This window comes from Niabella terrae (assembly GCF_054783135.1).
The window spans coordinates 21,000-38,764 of record NZ_BAAGRD010000040.1 but is presented as its reverse complement, the minus strand read 5'-3'; the positions used below and the strand labels follow the sequence as shown (position 1 = coordinate 38,764).

Sequence of the window (17,765 nt, the reverse complement as noted above, 5' to 3'; positions counted from 1 at the left end):
CGAGAACCGGTGTTGATCTAAAATTTGCTATGAAAAAGGTAACTGATAATTTACGTTTACCGGTTTTTTTCCTATTGATCTGCTGCAGTTGTCATAAGGTAAAAGGGAATACCGGAGAGCCCGGTCCGGCAACTGTCACCGCTGAAGTTTCCGGTTTTTATAATATTGTCGGTATCGATCAATTTGGAAGGGCATTTTCTCCGGTAAAGGCGATGCGCCAGGATCGTCAGGTAGGCTTGTTCTTCTGGCTTTGGCTGGGTCAGCCCTATGCCAGTGCTATCTATGATGCGTCCAGGATTCTGTCGATGCCGGAAGGATTAAAACTGCTTACGGATTTTAATCATCAGGATGCTTCCGTAAGTCCTGCCGGACAGGCCCATTTCTGGGGAAAACCTATTTGGGGATATTATAATTCCGATGATCAATGGGTATTAAGAAAACAGGTAGAAATGCTGAGTATCGCCGGGATTGACTATATTTTTTTTGATGCGACCAATGCTTTTACCTACAAGCCGGTATTTATAAAATTGCTGGCTATTATTGACGAATACAGACGCGATGGATTTAAACCACCGCAAATAGCTTTTTATACCCATTCCAGGTCCATTCAGACTACAGAGCAGCTTTACAGAGAACTTTACCGACCCAACCTGTTCCCGGAGACCTGGTACCGGGTAAACGGTAAGCCCATGATTATTGCCTATACCAACCCCCAGGATGATTTGAGGGAGGCGGCAACCAGAGGCGATACGAGTTATGTGCCCACACCCCTTTCCGCTGAAATTCTTGACTTTTTTCATTTTTACAGACCGCAATGGCCAAGTGATCCGGTTTATCCCGATGGCTTTCCCTGGATAGAATGGATTTTCCCCCAACCCATGCATAATGGCGTTATGAATGTTACAGTCGCCAGTCATCCTAATGTTCCAATGTCATTTTCACTGACCCGACCGGAACAGATGACCAATTGGGGCCGCGGCTGGAATCCGGAGTCCCGAACGAATATTACTGCAGAAATCGATAGGGGCGGATTTTTCCAGCGACAATGGGATCATGCCCTTCAGGCCGACCCCAGGATGATCACCGTAGGTGGTTGGAACGAATGGATCGCTTACAAACAACCCTATTGGAACGAATACGTCCTTGTCGACGCTGTAAATAAAGAATACTCCCGGGATATTGAACCAATGGAAGGTGGTTATCAGGACGCTTTCTATTTGCAGCTGATTTCCAATGTTAGAAAATACAAAGCGACCGAATCTGCGGGGGCTGTTTTGCCTTCCGCGAGCATTGATATTAAGGCCGGGCTGCAACAATGGAGTCAGCTGCCGGTTGCCGGGGTAAATATAAATCGTAACCGTTTTAATCGGGATGCTTATGGCGCTTCTATGACGGTGCGGTATCAGCAGCCTGCGCCTGAGAATCTAATCCGGGAAATAAAAGTGGCATATGATGATCAGTATATTTACTTTTTAATCCGTGGCAGAAATAGCTTTACTTCTCCTTCGGGAAAATCGAACTGGGTCAATATTTTTATAGGTACGGGGCGTCCCTCTCTAAAAGGCTGGGAAGGCTATGAATACCTGATCGGTAATGAATTTGCTTCATCTTCGGTTTCGATAGATCGGCTGAGTGCGGGGTTCAACCGGACAAGCAACGGCGCCGCATCATGGAATTTATCAGGGAATGTCCTGCAGATCGCCTGCCCGCGTTCATCTGTAGGCTTAGCCGGAGACAAAAATTTTTATTTTAAAGTAGCCGCAGATGTTCAGGATCCGGGAGCTATTATGTCCTATTATACCTCAGGCAGTTCCATGCCGACGGGCAGAATCAGTTATATGTACCAGATCAAAGGCTGATTATTCACAGCGTAAATAAATTTGTCGAAATCGCATATTAAAATCCGTGAAAATGAAATTTTTTAACAGTCAATGCCTCAGGTTTATCGCATTATTTTTAACGGTTCATGGCAATCAGCTACTGGCACAGTCATCAATGGATAATAAAACCCAGGTCATCCAATCGTCCGCCGGCAAGATTTATTTAACCACTCAGACAAACCCAAAATATCGCATCGACTCCGCCCGGTATGCAATATTCATTCCTCAGGGTGTGTCTGCCATTCGGGGCGTTTTCATTCATCAACATGGTTGTACCATGGAAGGTCGGGGAATGGCAACCGCTTTTGATATACAGTATCAGGCATTCGCGAAAAAATGGCAATTGGCAATTGTGGGTCCTGATCTTTATGCAAAGAACAATTGCCATGACTGGAAAGATCCTGCTTCCGGCTCCGCTGCCGCCTTATTTGCTGCACTCAGGACGATCGGTCGGCAGTCGGAACATCCGGAGCTGAATACTGCGCCCTGGTTGTTATGGGGACATTCCGGAGGCGGATACTGGTCCCAGGCAATGCTGGCAGCTTACCCGCAGCGGGTACTTGCGCTGTTCAGTTATTCTCCCGGCCTGGATGCGCAGTTTCCGTACCCTCCGGCAGCACTGCAGGTTCCTGTGATGATCCGCCATGCAGGCCCTGTTGGTGATGCGTGCTGCTGGCAGACCGCGTTTCATACATTTCATGAACTCCGTGGGCAACAGGGACTGGCAGCCATCGCCTATACCCGGTTTCAAAATCACAATTACAGTTTCGTGCGTTACATGGCTATACCGTTTTTTGAAGCCGTCATGCGGCAGCGGCTTCCGGAATTGCCCGAGACGGATTATAAAGCCATGCGACCGATGGACGTAAAGAAAGCCTGGTTGGGCGATACCGCATCACTGAATATATACCCGCTGAACAGATATCCTGGTAACCCGCTATCAGCCTCATGGCTGCCGGATTCGATAGCGGCAACGCTATGGAGAGAATACGCGATTACCGGCACTGTAGTGGATCACACACCCCCTCCGCCTCCCTTCGGGGCCTCAATACATCGCCGGCATAATATGACCGTTGAACTTAAATGGAAGGCCGATGCGGATATAGGTTCGGGTATCAGCCATTTTAATATTTATAAGGGCGATCAATTCGTTGGTCGTTTTCCTGCAACCGGCAGTTATCAACAATTCGATACCAACGGCGATGATGCTTATCCCCTAAATTTGCCGCCTTTACAAACCGATATCTCCCTGCCCTGGAACGATTCATCTAAAATTTATATCAGTACTGTAAACCAATTTGGTCTGGAATCCCAGAGAACTGAAGCTTTATAACCTAAAGGGTATGCGCATATTTAAACTATACAGCCTGCTGTTTTTAACGGGGCTGCTTATTCAAAAGGAGGCCTGTACGCAAGCTGTATCTTCCCATCAAGGCCGGGACATCTTTAATTCGCGACTCAGACTTACTGCGACCGACAGACTTGGAAGGAGTTTCGGACCTGCATCCGCCAGGAAGGCCGGAAATAAAACGGTTGGTGTTTTTTATTCTTTATGGTTGGGACAGCACCGAAGCGGACAGAAGGGAATTTACGATATACAGAAGCTGTTAAATAAAAATCCGGCCGCCTTAAAGGATACCCTGGGCAGACCCGAAAGCCCGATGCGCCAGTTTCATTTCTGGGGAGAACCACTTTATGGCTATTATAGTATGAGTGACCCCTGGGTGGTGACCCGGCATATGGAACTCCTCTCCAACGCTGGTGTGGATTATCTTTGTATTGACGCCACCAACAATGTGGTATATAAAGAATCAACCGAAAATTTATTGAATATACTGCGACAGTTTATGGATCAGGGCTATGCGATTCCTAAAGTGGTTTTCTATACCAATAGTTATTCAGGAACCACCGTTGACCAGCTTTACCAACAGTTCTATCAATCCGGGACTTACGACAGCTTATGGTTCCGGCCAGAGGGCAAGCCGATGATTATTGGTATAACCCATAACAACAACCGGGCTTCAGATATGACAAAGTACAATGATTTCAAGGATTATATCAAACCCGCCATGGAAAAATACTTTGATGTCCGTGAATCCGAATGGCCTAACGGAGATTATAACCCTGCAGCTATTCCTTGGATGAGCTGGCAATATCCTCAATGGAATCATAGCGGAACGGTAGCAGTGCCGGTAGCACAACATAGTCATACTGCGATCGCTGCCAGCCTCATGCATCCTGAAAGCAGCCGTGGCTACAACAATAAGACCAAGAAAGTAGAAAAAAATTGGATGGCGGGCGCCAATTTCCAGACGATGTGGGACGCAGTTTTTGAAAGTGACGTGCAGGTAAATAATGTGCTGGTTACTTCATTCAATGAATGGATGGCCATAAAGTATGCCAATGAGTTTGGTCTCAAAGGTGTGTTTTTTGTAGACGTTTATAACCATGAGTTTTCGAGGGATATCGAAATGATGAAGGGCGGATATGCCGATAATTTTTACCTGCAACTGGTTCGCAATATCCGGCGCTTTAAACTGGAGGAACAGCCCACCGCTGAACGCCCGCCAGTTCCTCCGCGTCGCAAATTCCGCAGGACCAGCGATGAGGTCTGGGACCGCTATGCCATCACGTATACCGATCCGGCAGGAGATGCCCTGATTCGAAATTTTTCGAATGCTTCAGGAACGGAGATTTATACTGACAGCAGTGCCCGCAATGATATTACCCGGATCCAGGTAATGCACGATAAAAAACGGCTGTATTTTCGTATTCGAACACAAGGAGCTGTCACACCGTATAACGGAACGGACAGGAACTGGATGAACATTATGATACGAACCCGGGCTAAGGGCCCTTCTTTTGAAGGATATCAGTATGTTTTGAACCGTATGCCGACGCAGAAGCACAGTTCTGTCGAACGGTCCCTGGGCGGCTATAAATGGACCAAAACGGGCACCGCCAACTATCGGATCGCAGGCAACCTGTTGGAAATTTCGGTAAAGTTGAAAGATCTGGGTATGCAGCCCGGTCAGGTATTTTTTGAGTTCAAGGTAGCCGATCATGTGACCAAATACAACGATATTATGGATTACTATGTCAGCGGTGACAGTGCGCCCATTGGCCGTTTGAACTACAGTTATTAATTCCGGATTACAACGAATTTCTCAAGGTTAATTTAAAGGGCACTTTCTGACGGTCCGTAGATCCGGAAAGTATTGCTTTTGCGGTCATGACGCCCATTTCATAAAAGTCCGAGGAGATGGTTGTGATCCCGTTTAATATTACTCTTTTAAACGGCGTTTCATTATAGGAGATGATGCCTACCTGTTCACCGATTTTATAAGTAGTGGGCTGAATTTTTTCTATCAGGGTAACCAAGTCTTCTTCCACCATATTGATATAAACTTCTCCGGCCTTTATGGGTTCATTCTGAATGCTACTTATAATCTTATAAGAGAAGGCATTGTCCTGGCAGAAATGAGCGAAACCTTTTTTTATTTCCTTAGGAAAATAACTGTTCTCGGGAAAGATGAGTTTTATAGCATGATACTTTGACAGTGGTTCCAGCGCTTCGGTGAGGACCTGATAAATATCGTTTTTATAGTCAATGTAAATGGATCCGTACTCCCCTTTGACTTCCGGAACTGATTTATCCACAATGATCAACTTATCCTTTGGGATCATATCAATGACTTCATAAGCCCGATCACCACCATCTATAAAATGCGGAATAATTACATAGTGCGTATAGGGGTCTTTGTTTCCTGAAAGTAAACGTTTGAAAAGATGGAAGTCGTTGTTATAAATATAAAAATCAATACTGGCCGCGTCACCTAATTCATTAACCAGCGCGTCGTAGACCATTTTTTTAGGTGTGCTCAGCTTATTAAAAAGCAGAAATACCCGTAGTTGTCGCCGGAACTCAGTATTGTTAATAAAGTATCCGCGTCGCGGCACGGCATTAATAACACCTAATTGTCTTAACTGCTTATAACCCCGCTCTACCGTATCCCTGGAAATATCCAGTTCCAGGCTCAGGTCATTAATGGAGGGCATACTATCACCTGCTTTAATGCTTCCCTTTTCGATTTCTTTCAGGACAGCGTTCGCAATTTGCAGATATTTTGAAGTGCTTGAATAAGGATCGACCTGTATCAGATCCAGGAGATTTTGTTTCTTCATCACATGACGGGTTTGACAAACGAACAACCAATTTAGGACTAATGTTTGAATATTAAAAGGAACAAAAACAATATTTTTTAAAATGGAATTATTCGGGTCAACTCAGGATAGAAAACAAATGCGGTTAAGTTAAGTTTGTGACAACAAAGTAATTTTTAAGAGAAAAATGACAAGCTTGCTGAACACTAAAACCATGCATCCCCGCGACCAGATAACTTTAGTAATGAAGCGTATTTATGACCGGGTACTGACCACTACATCAGGAGGAAATCTGTCAATAAGGGACGAAGAGGACAATATATGGATTACACCAGCCGGTGTGGATAAAGGACTGTTAAAACCTTCTGATATCGTTTGTGTCACCAAATCGGGTGAAGTATTGGGAGACCATAAACCGTCTTCAGAATATCCGTTTCATTTAGCGATTTATCAAAAGAGACCGGATATACGGGCCGTCGTTCATGCGCACCCCCCGGGTATCGTCGCGTTTAGCATTGCCCGAAAAGTGCCTGATACCAGTGTGTTACCTCAATTTCGGGCTTTTTGCGGCGAAATAGGCTATGCGTCCTATGCCATGCCCGGAACGGAAGAGTTGGGTAAAAATATTGCGAATGAATTCAGAGCGGGCGTTCATATCGTCATTATGGAGAATCATGGCACCGTGGTGGGCGCAGAAGATTTATCTGAAGCTTACCAGAAATTTGAGATGCTGGAAGTGACTGCGAAGTCGCTTTTGTATGGGGCCAGGACCTCAGCTCCGGTTTCGCTCAACGACAAGCAGATCTCCGGACATCTGGCACAGTTTCACAACGAGTTGCCGGAAGAAAGCGAGTGGGTGACGCCCTCTTCTCTGAACCGGGAGAAGCGTACGGACATCGATAAAATCGTTAAGCGCGCCTGCCGGCAGGGACTTATGCTCGGTTCATACGGGTCGGTGTCCGCCCGGTGGAAGGACAACGACTTTATCATAACACCCGATAAGATGTCCAAATGGGATCTCACATTGGACGACATGGTGCACATCAGAGAAGGCAAACGGCAAAAAGGCAAAATGCCTGATAAAACAGTGTTGCTGCATCAGGCGATCTACGAACAGCACCCGGATATAAATGCTGTTATATTTACGCAGCCAACTTATCTGACTTCTTTTGCTATTACCGGTACCCCCCTGAATGTACGCACGATCCCCGAAACCTGGATTTATCTTCAGGATGTACGGATGGCCGAATTTGGCGCACAGTTCCTGGGAACAGAAGGACTGGCATCGTTGGTGTCTGCCGGATCTCCACTGGTTATTTTGAAAAACGAATGTGTTGTTGTAACCGGAAACAAGTTATTACAGGCTTTTGATTATTTGGAAGTGGCTGAGTTCAGCGCAAAATCCTTAGTATTGTCCTCCTCTCTTGGGGAGCTGGTTCCCATTAGCGATGAGGAGGTGGAGCAGTTGGGCAAGGTGATGAGTCGCTGGAAGAACTATGATTGGAAAATGTAGAATCGGATCATAATAAAAATTGTAGCTATGCATAATAAATATGCCATAATTCTGGGCAATCTGGGAAATACCAGAGATCGCTTTTGTCCCGGATATAAGGAGAATCCCAGTTCAGAGGAGATGCTTAAAATGGCGCTGGAAAAGATGCCCCATATTCAAGGCGTCGAGTTGGTTGGTACATGGGACATCCGGCCAGATAATGTATCAGATATGAAAAAAAGGCTGGATGATGCAGGCGTAGCCTGTGCCAGCATAATTCCTGATACCTTCGGCAACCCACGTTTCGGCAGGGGCAGCATTACGAGTATCGATAAAGGCGTTCGCCAGGAGGCCCTGGATTACTTACGGCAAATGAGTGAAGTAGCCCATAAAATGAATTGCAATATCGTCAATCTCTGGTTGGGTCAGGATGGTTATGATTACCTGCTGGCTACCAATTATGACCAGGAACGAGATTGGCTCCTGGAAGCAACCCGTGCGCTGGCAACCGAGTTTCCGCAGCTTCGGTTTGCACTGGAATACAAACCTAAGGAACCAAGAAATTTTTCCTATCACGCGCGTATGGCTGATACGATACTTGCCGCCAAAGAGACCGGCTATGATAATGTAGGTGTGACTATTGATACCGGTCATAGTTTCTATGCCGGCGAAAATGTGGCCGAAGCCGTCGTGCTGGCGAAAAGAGCCGGGAATTTGCTTTTTCATATGCACTTTAATGATAACCACGGAAGCTGGGACGACGATATGATTGTGAGCAGCGTGCATTTAACCACCTATGTGGAATTGTTGTTCTGGTTGAGGAAAACAGGCTACGAAGGATGGCTTTCGATGGACCAGTACCCGTATCGCGAAGATGCCGTGGACGCTATTTCTGAGAGTATACTCTGGGTAAAGAAATATCAGGAAATTGTCGATCAGTACTATGATGAAATCGATGCTTTGATTCAATTCAATGATGCCGTTAGTACTTCACGTTTCCTGCGGAAGTTGATTGTCTGATTTTTTTCATCTAAAGTTAATTCGATATGAACGATTGCCTTTCGTGTTGCCTGAAGCATGTTACCGCGGTGCTGTTGACGCTGTTGCTTTCCGGATTTCCTTCCCAGGTCCTAAGGGCTGTTCCTCCAGTGGAATTGCAGCATCTAAAATGTGATTATGCCCTCAATCCACTGGGTATTGATAGTCACCGACCGCAATTCAGCTGGGAAGCCACAGCTTCACAGCGTGGCATCCGGCAGACGGCCTACCAGATATTGGTAGCAGACGCGCCGGAAAAACTGACAATTACGGCTGCCCGTATCTGGAACAGCGGCAAAGTGATTACATCGCAGTCTTCGGGTATTTCCTATGATGGTGTTTCGCTGGAAAGCCGGAAAAAATATTACTGGAAAGTGTTGAGTTGGTATGGGAATGACCCAACACCGGTTCAGAGCGCTCCTGCCCACTTTGAAATGGGTTTACTGGAGCAATCTGATTGGAGCGGTGATTGGGTGGGGTTCCCCTTCGGGTGGATCGGAAAAGTTTTGTACTTCAGAAGAGTATTTTCTGTCGCCAAGCCTATAGACAGGGCCAGGGCGTATGTAGCAGGCATCGGTTATAATGAACTTGAAATCAATGGCAAAAAAGTGGGTGACCACGTGTTAGACCCGGCTACAAGTGATTATAATAAAACGGTGTATTATACGACCTATGATGTGAAAAGTTTTTTACAGAAGGATAACGTGATGGTCATTGCCGTAGCCCCCGGCTGGTATGGGAAGCCGCAACTCCGCATGCAGCTGGAGTTGTTATATACCGATGGTAGTACGGAGCTGATCAATTCCTCATCTATGCGAAACGTTACCCTCGGACCTGTGGTAAGCTCGGGAATTCTGGATGGTGAACGTTATGACGCCCGACAGGAACACAAGGAATGGTTGATTCCTTCCGACACTATTATTAAAGGATTGCCGAATAAACACTGGGGCGTCGCTACTGTGGTGGAAGCTCCAGGGGGTAAGATGACCGCGGCTTCGCTGGAACCCATCCGGGTTGTGGAATCCTTTGCACCGGTAGCGATCACCGAGCCTAAGCCCGGCATTTTTGTCCTGGACGCAGGTCAGAATATGGCCGGTTGGCTGGCGCTTAAAGTGAAGGGGAAAAGAGGTGCGCGGATTACCATGAGATTTGCAGAGACGATATATGAGAATGGCCTTGTAAATCAGGAAAACCTGCGTACCGCCGCAGCCACCGACTTGTATATTCTGAAAGGGGAGGGTGTGGAAGAATGGGAGCCCCGATTTACCTATCATGGATTCCGGTACGTGCAGGTAGAGGGCTGGCCCGGAAAGCCGGCTTCGAATGATTTTACGATCCGAAGGGTCCGATCCGATGTACAGGATGCGGGAAGCTTTACTAGTAGCAATGACCTGCTCAACCGGATTTATCAGATGGTTAAACGCACTGAAGCCAGCAATTTGCACAGCGTGCCAACCGATTGCCCGCAACGGGATGAGCGGATGGGCTGGTTGAATGATCTTACGGTTCGTATTGAGCAGGCAGTTTACAATTTTAATTTGCATCGGTTCTACGCCAAATACATCAAAGATGTTGCAGAGACGCAGGACGACCAGGGCCGTATTACAGATACGGCGCCTTTTCGTTATGGAGGCCGGCCGGCGGATCCTGTGTCTGCCAGTTTTCTCCTGTTGGCGCTCAAGAGTTACGAGTTTTACGGGAACACAGAAATTATTCGCCAACATTATGATCAGATGAAAGCCTGGGTCGACTATTTGACTACCCGGACAAAGGAGGGTATTGTAGATTACAGTTATTATGGAGATTGGTCGCCGCCCGCTTCGGAAAGCGTCAGCGGGCAGGCTTACGGAGCCTTGTCAGAGAATACTCCTGGTGACTTGATTTCTACCGGCTATTTATATTATTGTGCGAGAATGCTTGCCCAGTTTGCGGAGATCACCGGAAGAGAAAAAGATCAGGAAACCTATGGGTCTCTGGCGACGACCACTTTAAAGGCATTTAATGATCGGTTCTGGAAAGAGGAGATAGGCGGGTATGGAACCAATAACCAGGCATGTAACTCATTCGCGGTTTTTATCGGGGCCCCCGACGAGGAAAAGTTGCCGAGGGTGATGGAAAATTTAAGGAAGGACGTGGCAAAACATAATTATCACCTCACCACAGGGAATCTTTGTACTAAATACCTGTTGGAATCCCTGACGGAAAATGGAGCAGCGGAACTCGCGTTTAAAATTGCTACGCAGACCACTTACCCGAGCTGGGGGTTCATGCTGGAGAACGGAGCTACCACCCTGTGGGAACGCTGGGAGTATCTGACAGGCGGTTCTATGAATTCTCATAATCATCCAATGATGGGTTCTGTGGGCTCCTGGTTGTTCAAGTATGTCGTAGGGATACTTCCGGATATCCGGTATCCCGGATTTGACCGTTTTATACTTCGTCCTTATATCTTCAATGAGCTGAACCATGCATCCGGAACCTATCAGTCGGTCAAAGGGCAGATCCGGTCAGCCTGGAAAAAGACGTCCGGCCGGATAGAATACCGGGTGAGCATCCCGGCTAACACGATCGCCACTGTGTATCTCCCGGCTACCAGCAGCAGAAACATTACTGAGCGTGGAAAAGCAATTGAAAATGTCACAACCTGCAGGTACCTCCGTACGGAAGGAAACTGGCGGATATATGAGGTCAGCTCTGGCGACTACTCATTTAATACCGAGTGGAAACCCTGAGCCGTCATTGTTCAGGTATAATGATCCAACTGTAAGATGGGCATTCGCCCAGGGAGGATCCATGAATTCATTGAACCCGATAAAATAGATTAGAATGATTGCCAGGATGCCAAGAATATTATGTGTTATACTTTATGTGATCTGGCAGCTACTACCCTTCAGTACGCTGGCTGGAAAGTCAAAACCTGATACCCTTAGAATTCTGGCCATTGGCAATAGTTTTTCTGTCGATGCGTTGGAATTCTATCTCCATGACCTGGCTACCGCCGCAGGGAAGCCTCTGGTTATTGGAAACCTGGCTATTGCGGGTGGAACCCTGGAGCAGCATGTTACAAATATTCGGATGAAGCGTCATCCCTATATTTATACAAAAATAGATGAGGGAGGAAAAAAGACGACGACATTTAATAACGCGATTGAACCAGTATTGAAAAGTGAAAGATGGGACTATATTAGTTTACAGCAGGTAAGCCATCTTTCCGGCCGGTACCTGAGTTTTGTCCAGCCATTACCAGCGTTATTTACGTATGTAAAAAAGACATCTGCCAACCCGGACTCAAAAATCATTTTACATCAGATATGGGCTTATGCGGCAACTGCCACCCACCCCGGTTTTGTCAGCTACGATAAAGACCAGCAGGTTATGTATCGCGCAATTGTTAAGGCATATAGGAAAGCCCGGAAACTGATTAAGGCGGATGCTATTGTGCCTTCTGGAACAACGATTCAAAACGCCAGGACGAGTTTTATAGGAGATCATTTCAACCGCGACGGATTTCACCTGGAGACGACTTACGGGCGTTATGCCGTAGCCTGTTGCTGGTTTGAGATATTGTTTAATCAATCAGTCATCGGAAACCCCTACAGGCCGGATGACATTTCAGCTGAGAAAATAGAAATAGCACAGCAGGCTGCGCACGCTGCCGCCCGAAGGCCGAATCGGGTTACGATATTGAAGGATTATCGATTCGCTCAACACCCAGATGAAGAAAAATGAGATTATCAGAATAATGTCTCACTGCATTACCAGCTAAATTTTTTTAAATGAACAAAGTATACGGATTTTTAATGTTCCCTGTACTGGCGGGCCTCTTTTTGATGGCGGCAGGGTGCCATACGGGAAGTAAATCATTTCTGGTCGGTGAACTAACAGTTGAAGGGCGCGATACCCTACTTGGCTCAGATATAATGCAACCACGCTTTAGTTGGATATTGCAATCTACCGGGCATAATTTGCGTCAAACCGCCTATCAGATTCGGGTTGCCAGCTCGATTGATTGCCTGGAATCCGGGAAGGCCGACATCTGGGATAGTGGTAAGACGCTCAGTGACTCCTCAGTAAATATCGTTTATAAAGGCAGTCCCCTGAAGTCCTATCAGAACTGTTACTGGCAGGTTACCGTGTGGTCCGGCGATCAGCAAGCAGAAAGCGCCCCGTCCTACTGGAGTATGGGACTGCTGCCATCCGGTGAATGGAAGGCGCGATGGATTGGTCTGGATTCGGCGGGGCCGGAAGATGCTCCGGACAGTACCTTCACACGACTGGCTGCCCGGTACCTTCGAAAAGAGTTTACTGCAGATAAAAAAATCGCTTCCGCTAATGTGTATCTCAGTGGTATGGGCTTATATGAATTGATGCTGAATGGCCATAAAGTGGGACAGGATGTATTGGCTCCGACAGTTTCGGAGTATAATAAGACGATATATTATAATACCTATGATATAACTTCGGCGCTTCAGTCGGGTATCAATTGTTTGGGCGTAATTCTTGGCAATGGCCGCTTTTTTGCAGTACGGAATTATCACGGACAACCCAATCCCCTTACGCAGATCGAACAGGCGCACTACGGACTGCCGCAGTTATTGCTGCAATTAAGGATTGTCTATGAAGACAGTACGGTGGACTGGATACAATCGGACGAAAGCTGGAAAGTAACTGATCAGGGGCCTATTCGTGCCAATAACGAGTTTGACGGTGAAGTATATAATGCCAATAGGGAAATGATTGGCTGGAGTAAGCCGGGATATAATGATCAGCACTGGCGACCGGTGGACCTGATGCATTATGGAGATAGTGTTCGCATCGTTGCGCAGCCCAATGAAAATATCCGGGTTAAGGAAGTCCTAAATCCCCTATCAATACATCGGACTCCGCGTGGCACTTATATTGTCGATATGGGACAAAATATGGTCGGCTGGCTGGCTATTCAGGTTAACGGTCAACAGGGTGACACGATCCGGATGCGATTTGCCGAAACGCTAAAAAGTCCCGACTCGTTATATACCGATAACCTACGCGATGCCAAGGCAACAGACCTGTATATTTTGAAAGGCGGCACAACCGAAAATTGGGAACCAAAGTTTACCTATCATGGTTTCCGTTATGCGGAAATTGAAGGATTACGTGTTCCTCCAGCAGCGAGCCAGTTTCAGGGAAAAGTAGTTTATGACGACCTGGCCACTATCGGTAATTTTGAAACATCTGATTCTACGATCAATGCCATTTACCGAAATGCCTATTGGACGATCCGGGGCAATTATCGGGGCATGCCTACTGATTGTCCGCAACGTGATGAAAGGGTCGGCTGGTTGGGCGACCGGGTCATCAGTTCTTACGGAGAAAGCTTTCTATTTGATAACTCAAGGTTTTACGCCAAATGGCTGGATGATATACGTGACAGCCAAAAGCCTTCAGGCAGCATTCCGGATATTGCACCCAGTTTCTGGGTCCGATATGCGGATAATGTAACCTACCCGAGTGCGTTTATTCTGATACCGGAGATGCTGCGCCGGCAATTTGGGGATAACCGCAGTATTGAAAAACAGTATCCTGCAATGAAAAAATGGATGCTGTATATGTGGAACACGTACCGGGATAACGATCTCATTTTAAAGGATAACTATGGGGACTGGTGTGTACCGCCCGAATCGCCCGAGATCATCTGGACACAGGATCCGAAGCGAATCACTGAAGGTGGATTGCTCGCCTCTGCCTACTATTATTATTGTTTGGGCTTGATGCAGCAGTATGCAAGCATGATGGGGCAGGAAGCAGATCGTCTGCAGTTTGAAGATATTGCCTCAAAAGTGCTAACGGCATTTAACAAGAAATTTTACAACAGTGCGCAACAATCATATTCCAACAATACGGTAACAGCCAACCTTTTACCGTTGAGTTTCGGAATGGTGCCGGAGGGCGATCGTCAGGCAGTGTTCCATAATATTCTCGAGCGCCTCCATGAATTTGATGATCATGTGAATTCCGGTATTATCGGTGGTATGTGGCTGATGCGCGGACTTACTGACAATGGTGCAGGGGAACTCGCTTATAAACTGGCGACGAATACCAGTTATCCCAGCTGGGGCTATATGGTAAAGCAGGGCGCCACTACTATTTGGGAATTGTGGAACGGTGATGCGGCCAATCCAATGATGAACTCAGGCAATCATCAGATGTTGCTTGGTGATTTGCTTATATGGTATTACGAATACCTGGCTGGTATCAAAACCGACAGCGCTGAAGTGGCATTTAAGAAGATTATTATGAATCCCATCTTTCCGAAAGAATTGGACTACGTGAAGGCATCCCTGCATACAAAATATGGTCTGGTGAAAAGCGCATGGGAGAAATCTGCAGATCGTATTAGCTGGAAGATTGTCATTCCGGCCAATAGTAGTGCGGAAATAACGCTGCCTGGTAGCGTGGATTCCGCTACCGAATCCGGCCGCCCGCTCAGCGAATCTGGATGGGATGTTAAGGAATCTGGTACTGGTAAAACAGTGATATCCGTGGGGTCGGGAACCTATCATTTCATGATCAAAAAATAAAAATTTATGCAGGCAATCTTTGGTATTATCTATCATTTCATCGGGGGTGTCGCATCCGGAAGTTTTTATATTCCCTATAACAAAGTGAAGGGGTGGTCCTGGGAGTCCTACTGGCTGGCGGGTGGCCTGTTTTCCTGGCTGATAATACCGCCGTTGGTCGCCTGGTTAACTATCCCAGAGTTTACAACGATTATTGCCGGTGCTGCGTTTTCCACTTTGTTTTGGATATTTTTCTGGGGGGTGCTTTGGGGCATCGGCGGCCTGATGTACGGGCTGGGGATGCGATATCTGGGAATGTCGCTGGGCAATTCCGTATTGCTGGGGTTCACTTCCGCATTTGGCGCCCTGGCTCCTCCCATCTATTATGATTTGGTTGATGCAACGGATAAAGTAACTTTTACGCAGTTACTCCAAACCAACTGGGGGAATGTTATTCTGATCGGTGTGATACTTTGTTTACTGGGTATTTATTTATGCGGAAAAGCAGGGTTTTCCAAGGAGAAAGAGTTGCCAGATGCCACCAAGAAGGACAGTGTCAAGGAATTTAATCTAAGAAAAGGATTGACGGTTTGTATAATTTCCGGGATTCTTAGTGCCGGCTTTAATTATGGTATTGAAGCAGGTGCTGCGCTTGCGGAACAAGCCAATCAGATATGGAAGGCCGCCCATCCGGAAGCTTCCATTAATTTTCTTTTTCGAAATAATGTCATTTACGTGGTTTTGTTGTGGGGCGGATTGACGACCAACCTTTTATGGTGTTTGATACTTAACGCCCGAAACAAAAGTTTTAAGGATTATACAAATTCTAAGACACCACTTGGTAAAAATTATTTGTTTTGTGCCCTGGCGGGAACCACCTGGTTCATGCAGTATTTGTTTTATGGAATGGGGGAAAGTAAATTGGGTAACGGCTCGAGTTCCTGGATACTTCATATGGCGTTTATTATCCTGGTAGCAAATTTATGGGGATTTGCCCTCCGGGAATGGAAAGGCGTAAGTTCCAAAACCAGGCGAACCATTATTGCGGGAATAGCCACGATCATTTTGGCGGTGATTGTGGTGGGCTACGGAAATGGACTGAGGGCTGAATAAACCGAGATTATGGATACAAGAATTCCTGTTATAGCAATTTTCGATATCGGCAAGACCAATAAAAAATTATTGGTCTTTGACCAGCAGTACCAGTTGATTCGCGAAACCTCGGTCAGGTTCGATGAAATTCCGGATGAGGATGGTTTTCCGTGTGAGGATCTTAAAAGTTTAAGCGGCTGGGTCTTGGAGCAATTCCGAGAATTGTGTAATGACCCGGACTTATTGATACGCGCAGTAAATTTTTCTACTTATGGAGCTTCCCTGGTTTACCTGAACACTGCGGGTAAGGTGCTGACTCCTTTATACAATTATCTAAAGCCTTATCCTTCCGAGTTACAGGAGGCGTTTTTAGAAAAGCGAGGCGATCGGCATTCTTTTTCCGAGCAAACCAGCACGCCCATTATGGGAAGTTTAAATGCGGGTCTGCAACTTTATCGGGTAAAAAGGGAAAGACCGGATATTTTTGAACAGACGGAAACGATTCTTCATTTCCCGCAATACCTCAGCTACTTATTTACCGGCCACCGGATTGCTGAATTGACCCATATCGGCTGTCATTCAGCGATGTGGGATTTTTCCAAAATGAACTATCATAAATGGCTGGCGGAGGAAGGCTTTATAGGCAAGCTGGCGCCGATGCATTCCGGTCATCAGGGGTTCAGCATCGACATCCCCGGCATTGAGCAACCGGTATTTGTTGGGACGGGTCTGCATGATAGTTCGGCGGCGATCATTCCTTACTTAAGGTCTTTTAATGACCCATTTGTGATTTTGTCTACGGGCACCTGGACCATTAGTCTGAACCCCTTCAATCAGACACTGCCCGATATGAATTCGCTTTCAAAAGGAGGACTGAACTACCTGAGTTCCCACGGTTTGCCGGTACGTACATCCATGCTTTTTGCAGGGAATGATCATGATCAGCAGGTCCAGAGAATTGCTGGTCATTTTAATTTGTCGCCAGACTTTTATAAGGGGGTTTTACCGGATTTAAAATTAGTGGGACAACTTCGGAAAAAGGATGAAGGCATTACCATTGGTTCCGAACTGTTAGCCTCGGCGACAACACCAAGCTGTTTTCATCGCCGTGACCCGGGCACATTTGGAACTGCGGACGTCGCGTACCATCGCTTGCTAATGGACATTACCGACCAGCAACAACTGGCAACCCGAATGGTGTTGCAGGAATCTCCGGTTGAACAATTGTTTGTGGATGGTGGATTTTGTAGAAATGAACTGTATATGGAGTTGCTCAGAACAGCTTTCCCCGAATTAAGCGTATATGCTGCGAGCATGAAACAGGGGACTGCATTGGGCACGGCACTGGCGATTCATGACCAGTGGAACCCTAATCCGGTTCCGGATTCTTTAATCGAGTTGAAGGCCTATATGGCAACCGGCAAATCCTAATTCCGGTTCAACAGTACAGTGCAGGACAAACATTGCCGCACCGATAGTTAGTTTTGTAAAATTCATCTTTTCGTATTACAAAACGATCCCATCGTTTTGCATTTATACAACTAAATATGCCTAATCGGG

At 46.5% G+C, this 17,765-nt stretch carries 11 protein-coding genes; 10 read left to right on the top strand and 1 reads right to left on the bottom strand.

All coding sequences use genetic code 11. The features are described 5' to 3' along the window. Window positions 1-29: 29 nt before the first annotated feature. From ACYVI9_RS17145 to ACYVI9_RS17135, 3 genes are read left to right on the top strand one after another with little or no spacing between them, the layout of a single operon-like run. Complete coding sequence (locus tag ACYVI9_RS17145; RefSeq protein ID WP_460767057.1) at window positions 30-1,859, top strand: glycoside hydrolase family 71/99 protein; 1,830 nt, start codon at window positions 30-32, stop codon at window positions 1,857-1,859. A 52-nt stretch (window positions 1,860-1,911) separates the two neighbouring features. Next, on the top strand, window positions 1,912-3,213 hold the full coding sequence (locus ACYVI9_RS17140) for an alpha/beta hydrolase family protein (protein ID WP_460767055.1): 1,302 nt from the start codon (window positions 1,912-1,914) through the stop codon (window positions 3,211-3,213). A 10-nt stretch (window positions 3,214-3,223) separates the two neighbouring features. After that, complete coding sequence (locus tag ACYVI9_RS17135) at window positions 3,224-5,026, top strand: glycoside hydrolase family 71/99 protein (protein WP_460767052.1); 1,803 nt, start codon at window positions 3,224-3,226, stop codon at window positions 5,024-5,026. A 7-nt stretch (window positions 5,027-5,033) separates the two neighbouring features. Here the strand turns inward: ACYVI9_RS17135 and ACYVI9_RS17130 are convergent, their stop codons facing one another. Further along, window positions 5,034-6,065 (bottom strand): GntR family transcriptional regulator, encoded by a 1,032-nt coding sequence (locus ACYVI9_RS17130; protein ID WP_460767050.1) that lies wholly within the window; start codon window positions 6,063-6,065, stop codon window positions 5,034-5,036. A 223-nt stretch (window positions 6,066-6,288) separates the two neighbouring features. Between ACYVI9_RS17130 and ACYVI9_RS17125 the strand changes: the two genes are divergently transcribed. The 7 genes from ACYVI9_RS17125 to ACYVI9_RS17095 all read left to right on the top strand — a co-directional run bounded on the left by ACYVI9_RS17125 (window position 6,289) and on the right by ACYVI9_RS17095 (window position 17,636). Then, a complete protein-coding gene (locus tag ACYVI9_RS17125; RefSeq protein WP_460767047.1) occupies window positions 6,289-7,557 on the top strand; it encodes a class II aldolase/adducin family protein in 1,269 nt (422 codons plus the stop codon). A 27-nt stretch (window positions 7,558-7,584) separates the two neighbouring features. Further along, window positions 7,585-8,556: a sugar phosphate isomerase/epimerase family protein gene (locus tag ACYVI9_RS17120; RefSeq protein WP_460767044.1), complete on the top strand. Its 972-nt coding sequence runs from the start codon at window positions 7,585-7,587 to the stop codon at window positions 8,554-8,556. Between the two features lie 26 nt (window positions 8,557-8,582). Beyond that, window positions 8,583-11,306, top strand: a complete 2,724-nt coding sequence (locus tag ACYVI9_RS17115; protein WP_460767041.1) for an alpha-L-rhamnosidase — start codon at window positions 8,583-8,585, stop codon at window positions 11,304-11,306. A 94-nt stretch (window positions 11,307-11,400) separates the two neighbouring features. Beyond that, window positions 11,401-12,303 carry a DUF4886 domain-containing protein gene (locus tag ACYVI9_RS17110; RefSeq protein ID WP_460767039.1) on the top strand — a complete coding sequence of 301 codons (903 nt, stop codon included), beginning with the start codon at window positions 11,401-11,403 and terminating at the stop codon, window positions 12,301-12,303. A 47-nt stretch (window positions 12,304-12,350) separates the two neighbouring features. Continuing rightward, a complete protein-coding gene (locus ACYVI9_RS17105) occupies window positions 12,351-15,134 on the top strand; it encodes an alpha-L-rhamnosidase (RefSeq protein WP_460767036.1) in 2,784 nt (927 codons plus the stop codon). Between the two features lie 6 nt (window positions 15,135-15,140). Further along, complete coding sequence (gene rhaT, locus ACYVI9_RS17100) at window positions 15,141-16,226, top strand: L-rhamnose/proton symporter RhaT (protein WP_460767034.1); 1,086 nt, start codon at window positions 15,141-15,143, stop codon at window positions 16,224-16,226. A 9-nt stretch (window positions 16,227-16,235) separates the two neighbouring features. Continuing rightward, window positions 16,236-17,636 carry an FGGY-family carbohydrate kinase gene (locus ACYVI9_RS17095; protein ID WP_460767031.1) on the top strand — a complete coding sequence of 467 codons (1,401 nt, stop codon included), beginning with the start codon at window positions 16,236-16,238 and terminating at the stop codon, window positions 17,634-17,636. Window positions 17,637-17,765: the final 129 nt, after the last annotated feature.

Bases quoted from the DNA above. Each gene is read 5' to 3' on its own strand.
- ACYVI9_RS17145 (WP_460767057.1), top strand. From the start codon at position 30: ATGAAAAAGGTAACTGATAATTTACGTTTACCGGTTTTTTTCCTATTG.
- ACYVI9_RS17140 (WP_460767055.1), top strand. From the start codon at position 1,912: ATGAAATTTTTTAACAGTCAATGCCTCAGGTTTATCGCATTATTTTTA.
- ACYVI9_RS17135 (WP_460767052.1), top strand. From the start codon at position 3,224: ATGCGCATATTTAAACTATACAGCCTGCTGTTTTTAACGGGGCTGCTT.
- ACYVI9_RS17130 (WP_460767050.1), bottom strand. From the start codon at position 6,065: ATGAAGAAACAAAATCTCCTGGATCTGATACAGGTCGATCCTTATTCA.
- ACYVI9_RS17125 (WP_460767047.1), top strand. From the start codon at position 6,289: ATGAAGCGTATTTATGACCGGGTACTGACCACTACATCAGGAGGAAAT.
- ACYVI9_RS17120 (WP_460767044.1), top strand. From the start codon at position 7,585: ATGCATAATAAATATGCCATAATTCTGGGCAATCTGGGAAATACCAGA.
- ACYVI9_RS17115 (WP_460767041.1), top strand. From the start codon at position 8,583: ATGAACGATTGCCTTTCGTGTTGCCTGAAGCATGTTACCGCGGTGCTG.
- ACYVI9_RS17110 (WP_460767039.1), top strand. From the start codon at position 11,401: ATGATTGCCAGGATGCCAAGAATATTATGTGTTATACTTTATGTGATC.
- ACYVI9_RS17105 (WP_460767036.1), top strand. From the start codon at position 12,351: ATGAACAAAGTATACGGATTTTTAATGTTCCCTGTACTGGCGGGCCTC.
- rhaT (WP_460767034.1), top strand. From the start codon at position 15,141: ATGCAGGCAATCTTTGGTATTATCTATCATTTCATCGGGGGTGTCGCA.
- ACYVI9_RS17095 (WP_460767031.1), top strand. From the start codon at position 16,236: ATGGATACAAGAATTCCTGTTATAGCAATTTTCGATATCGGCAAGACC.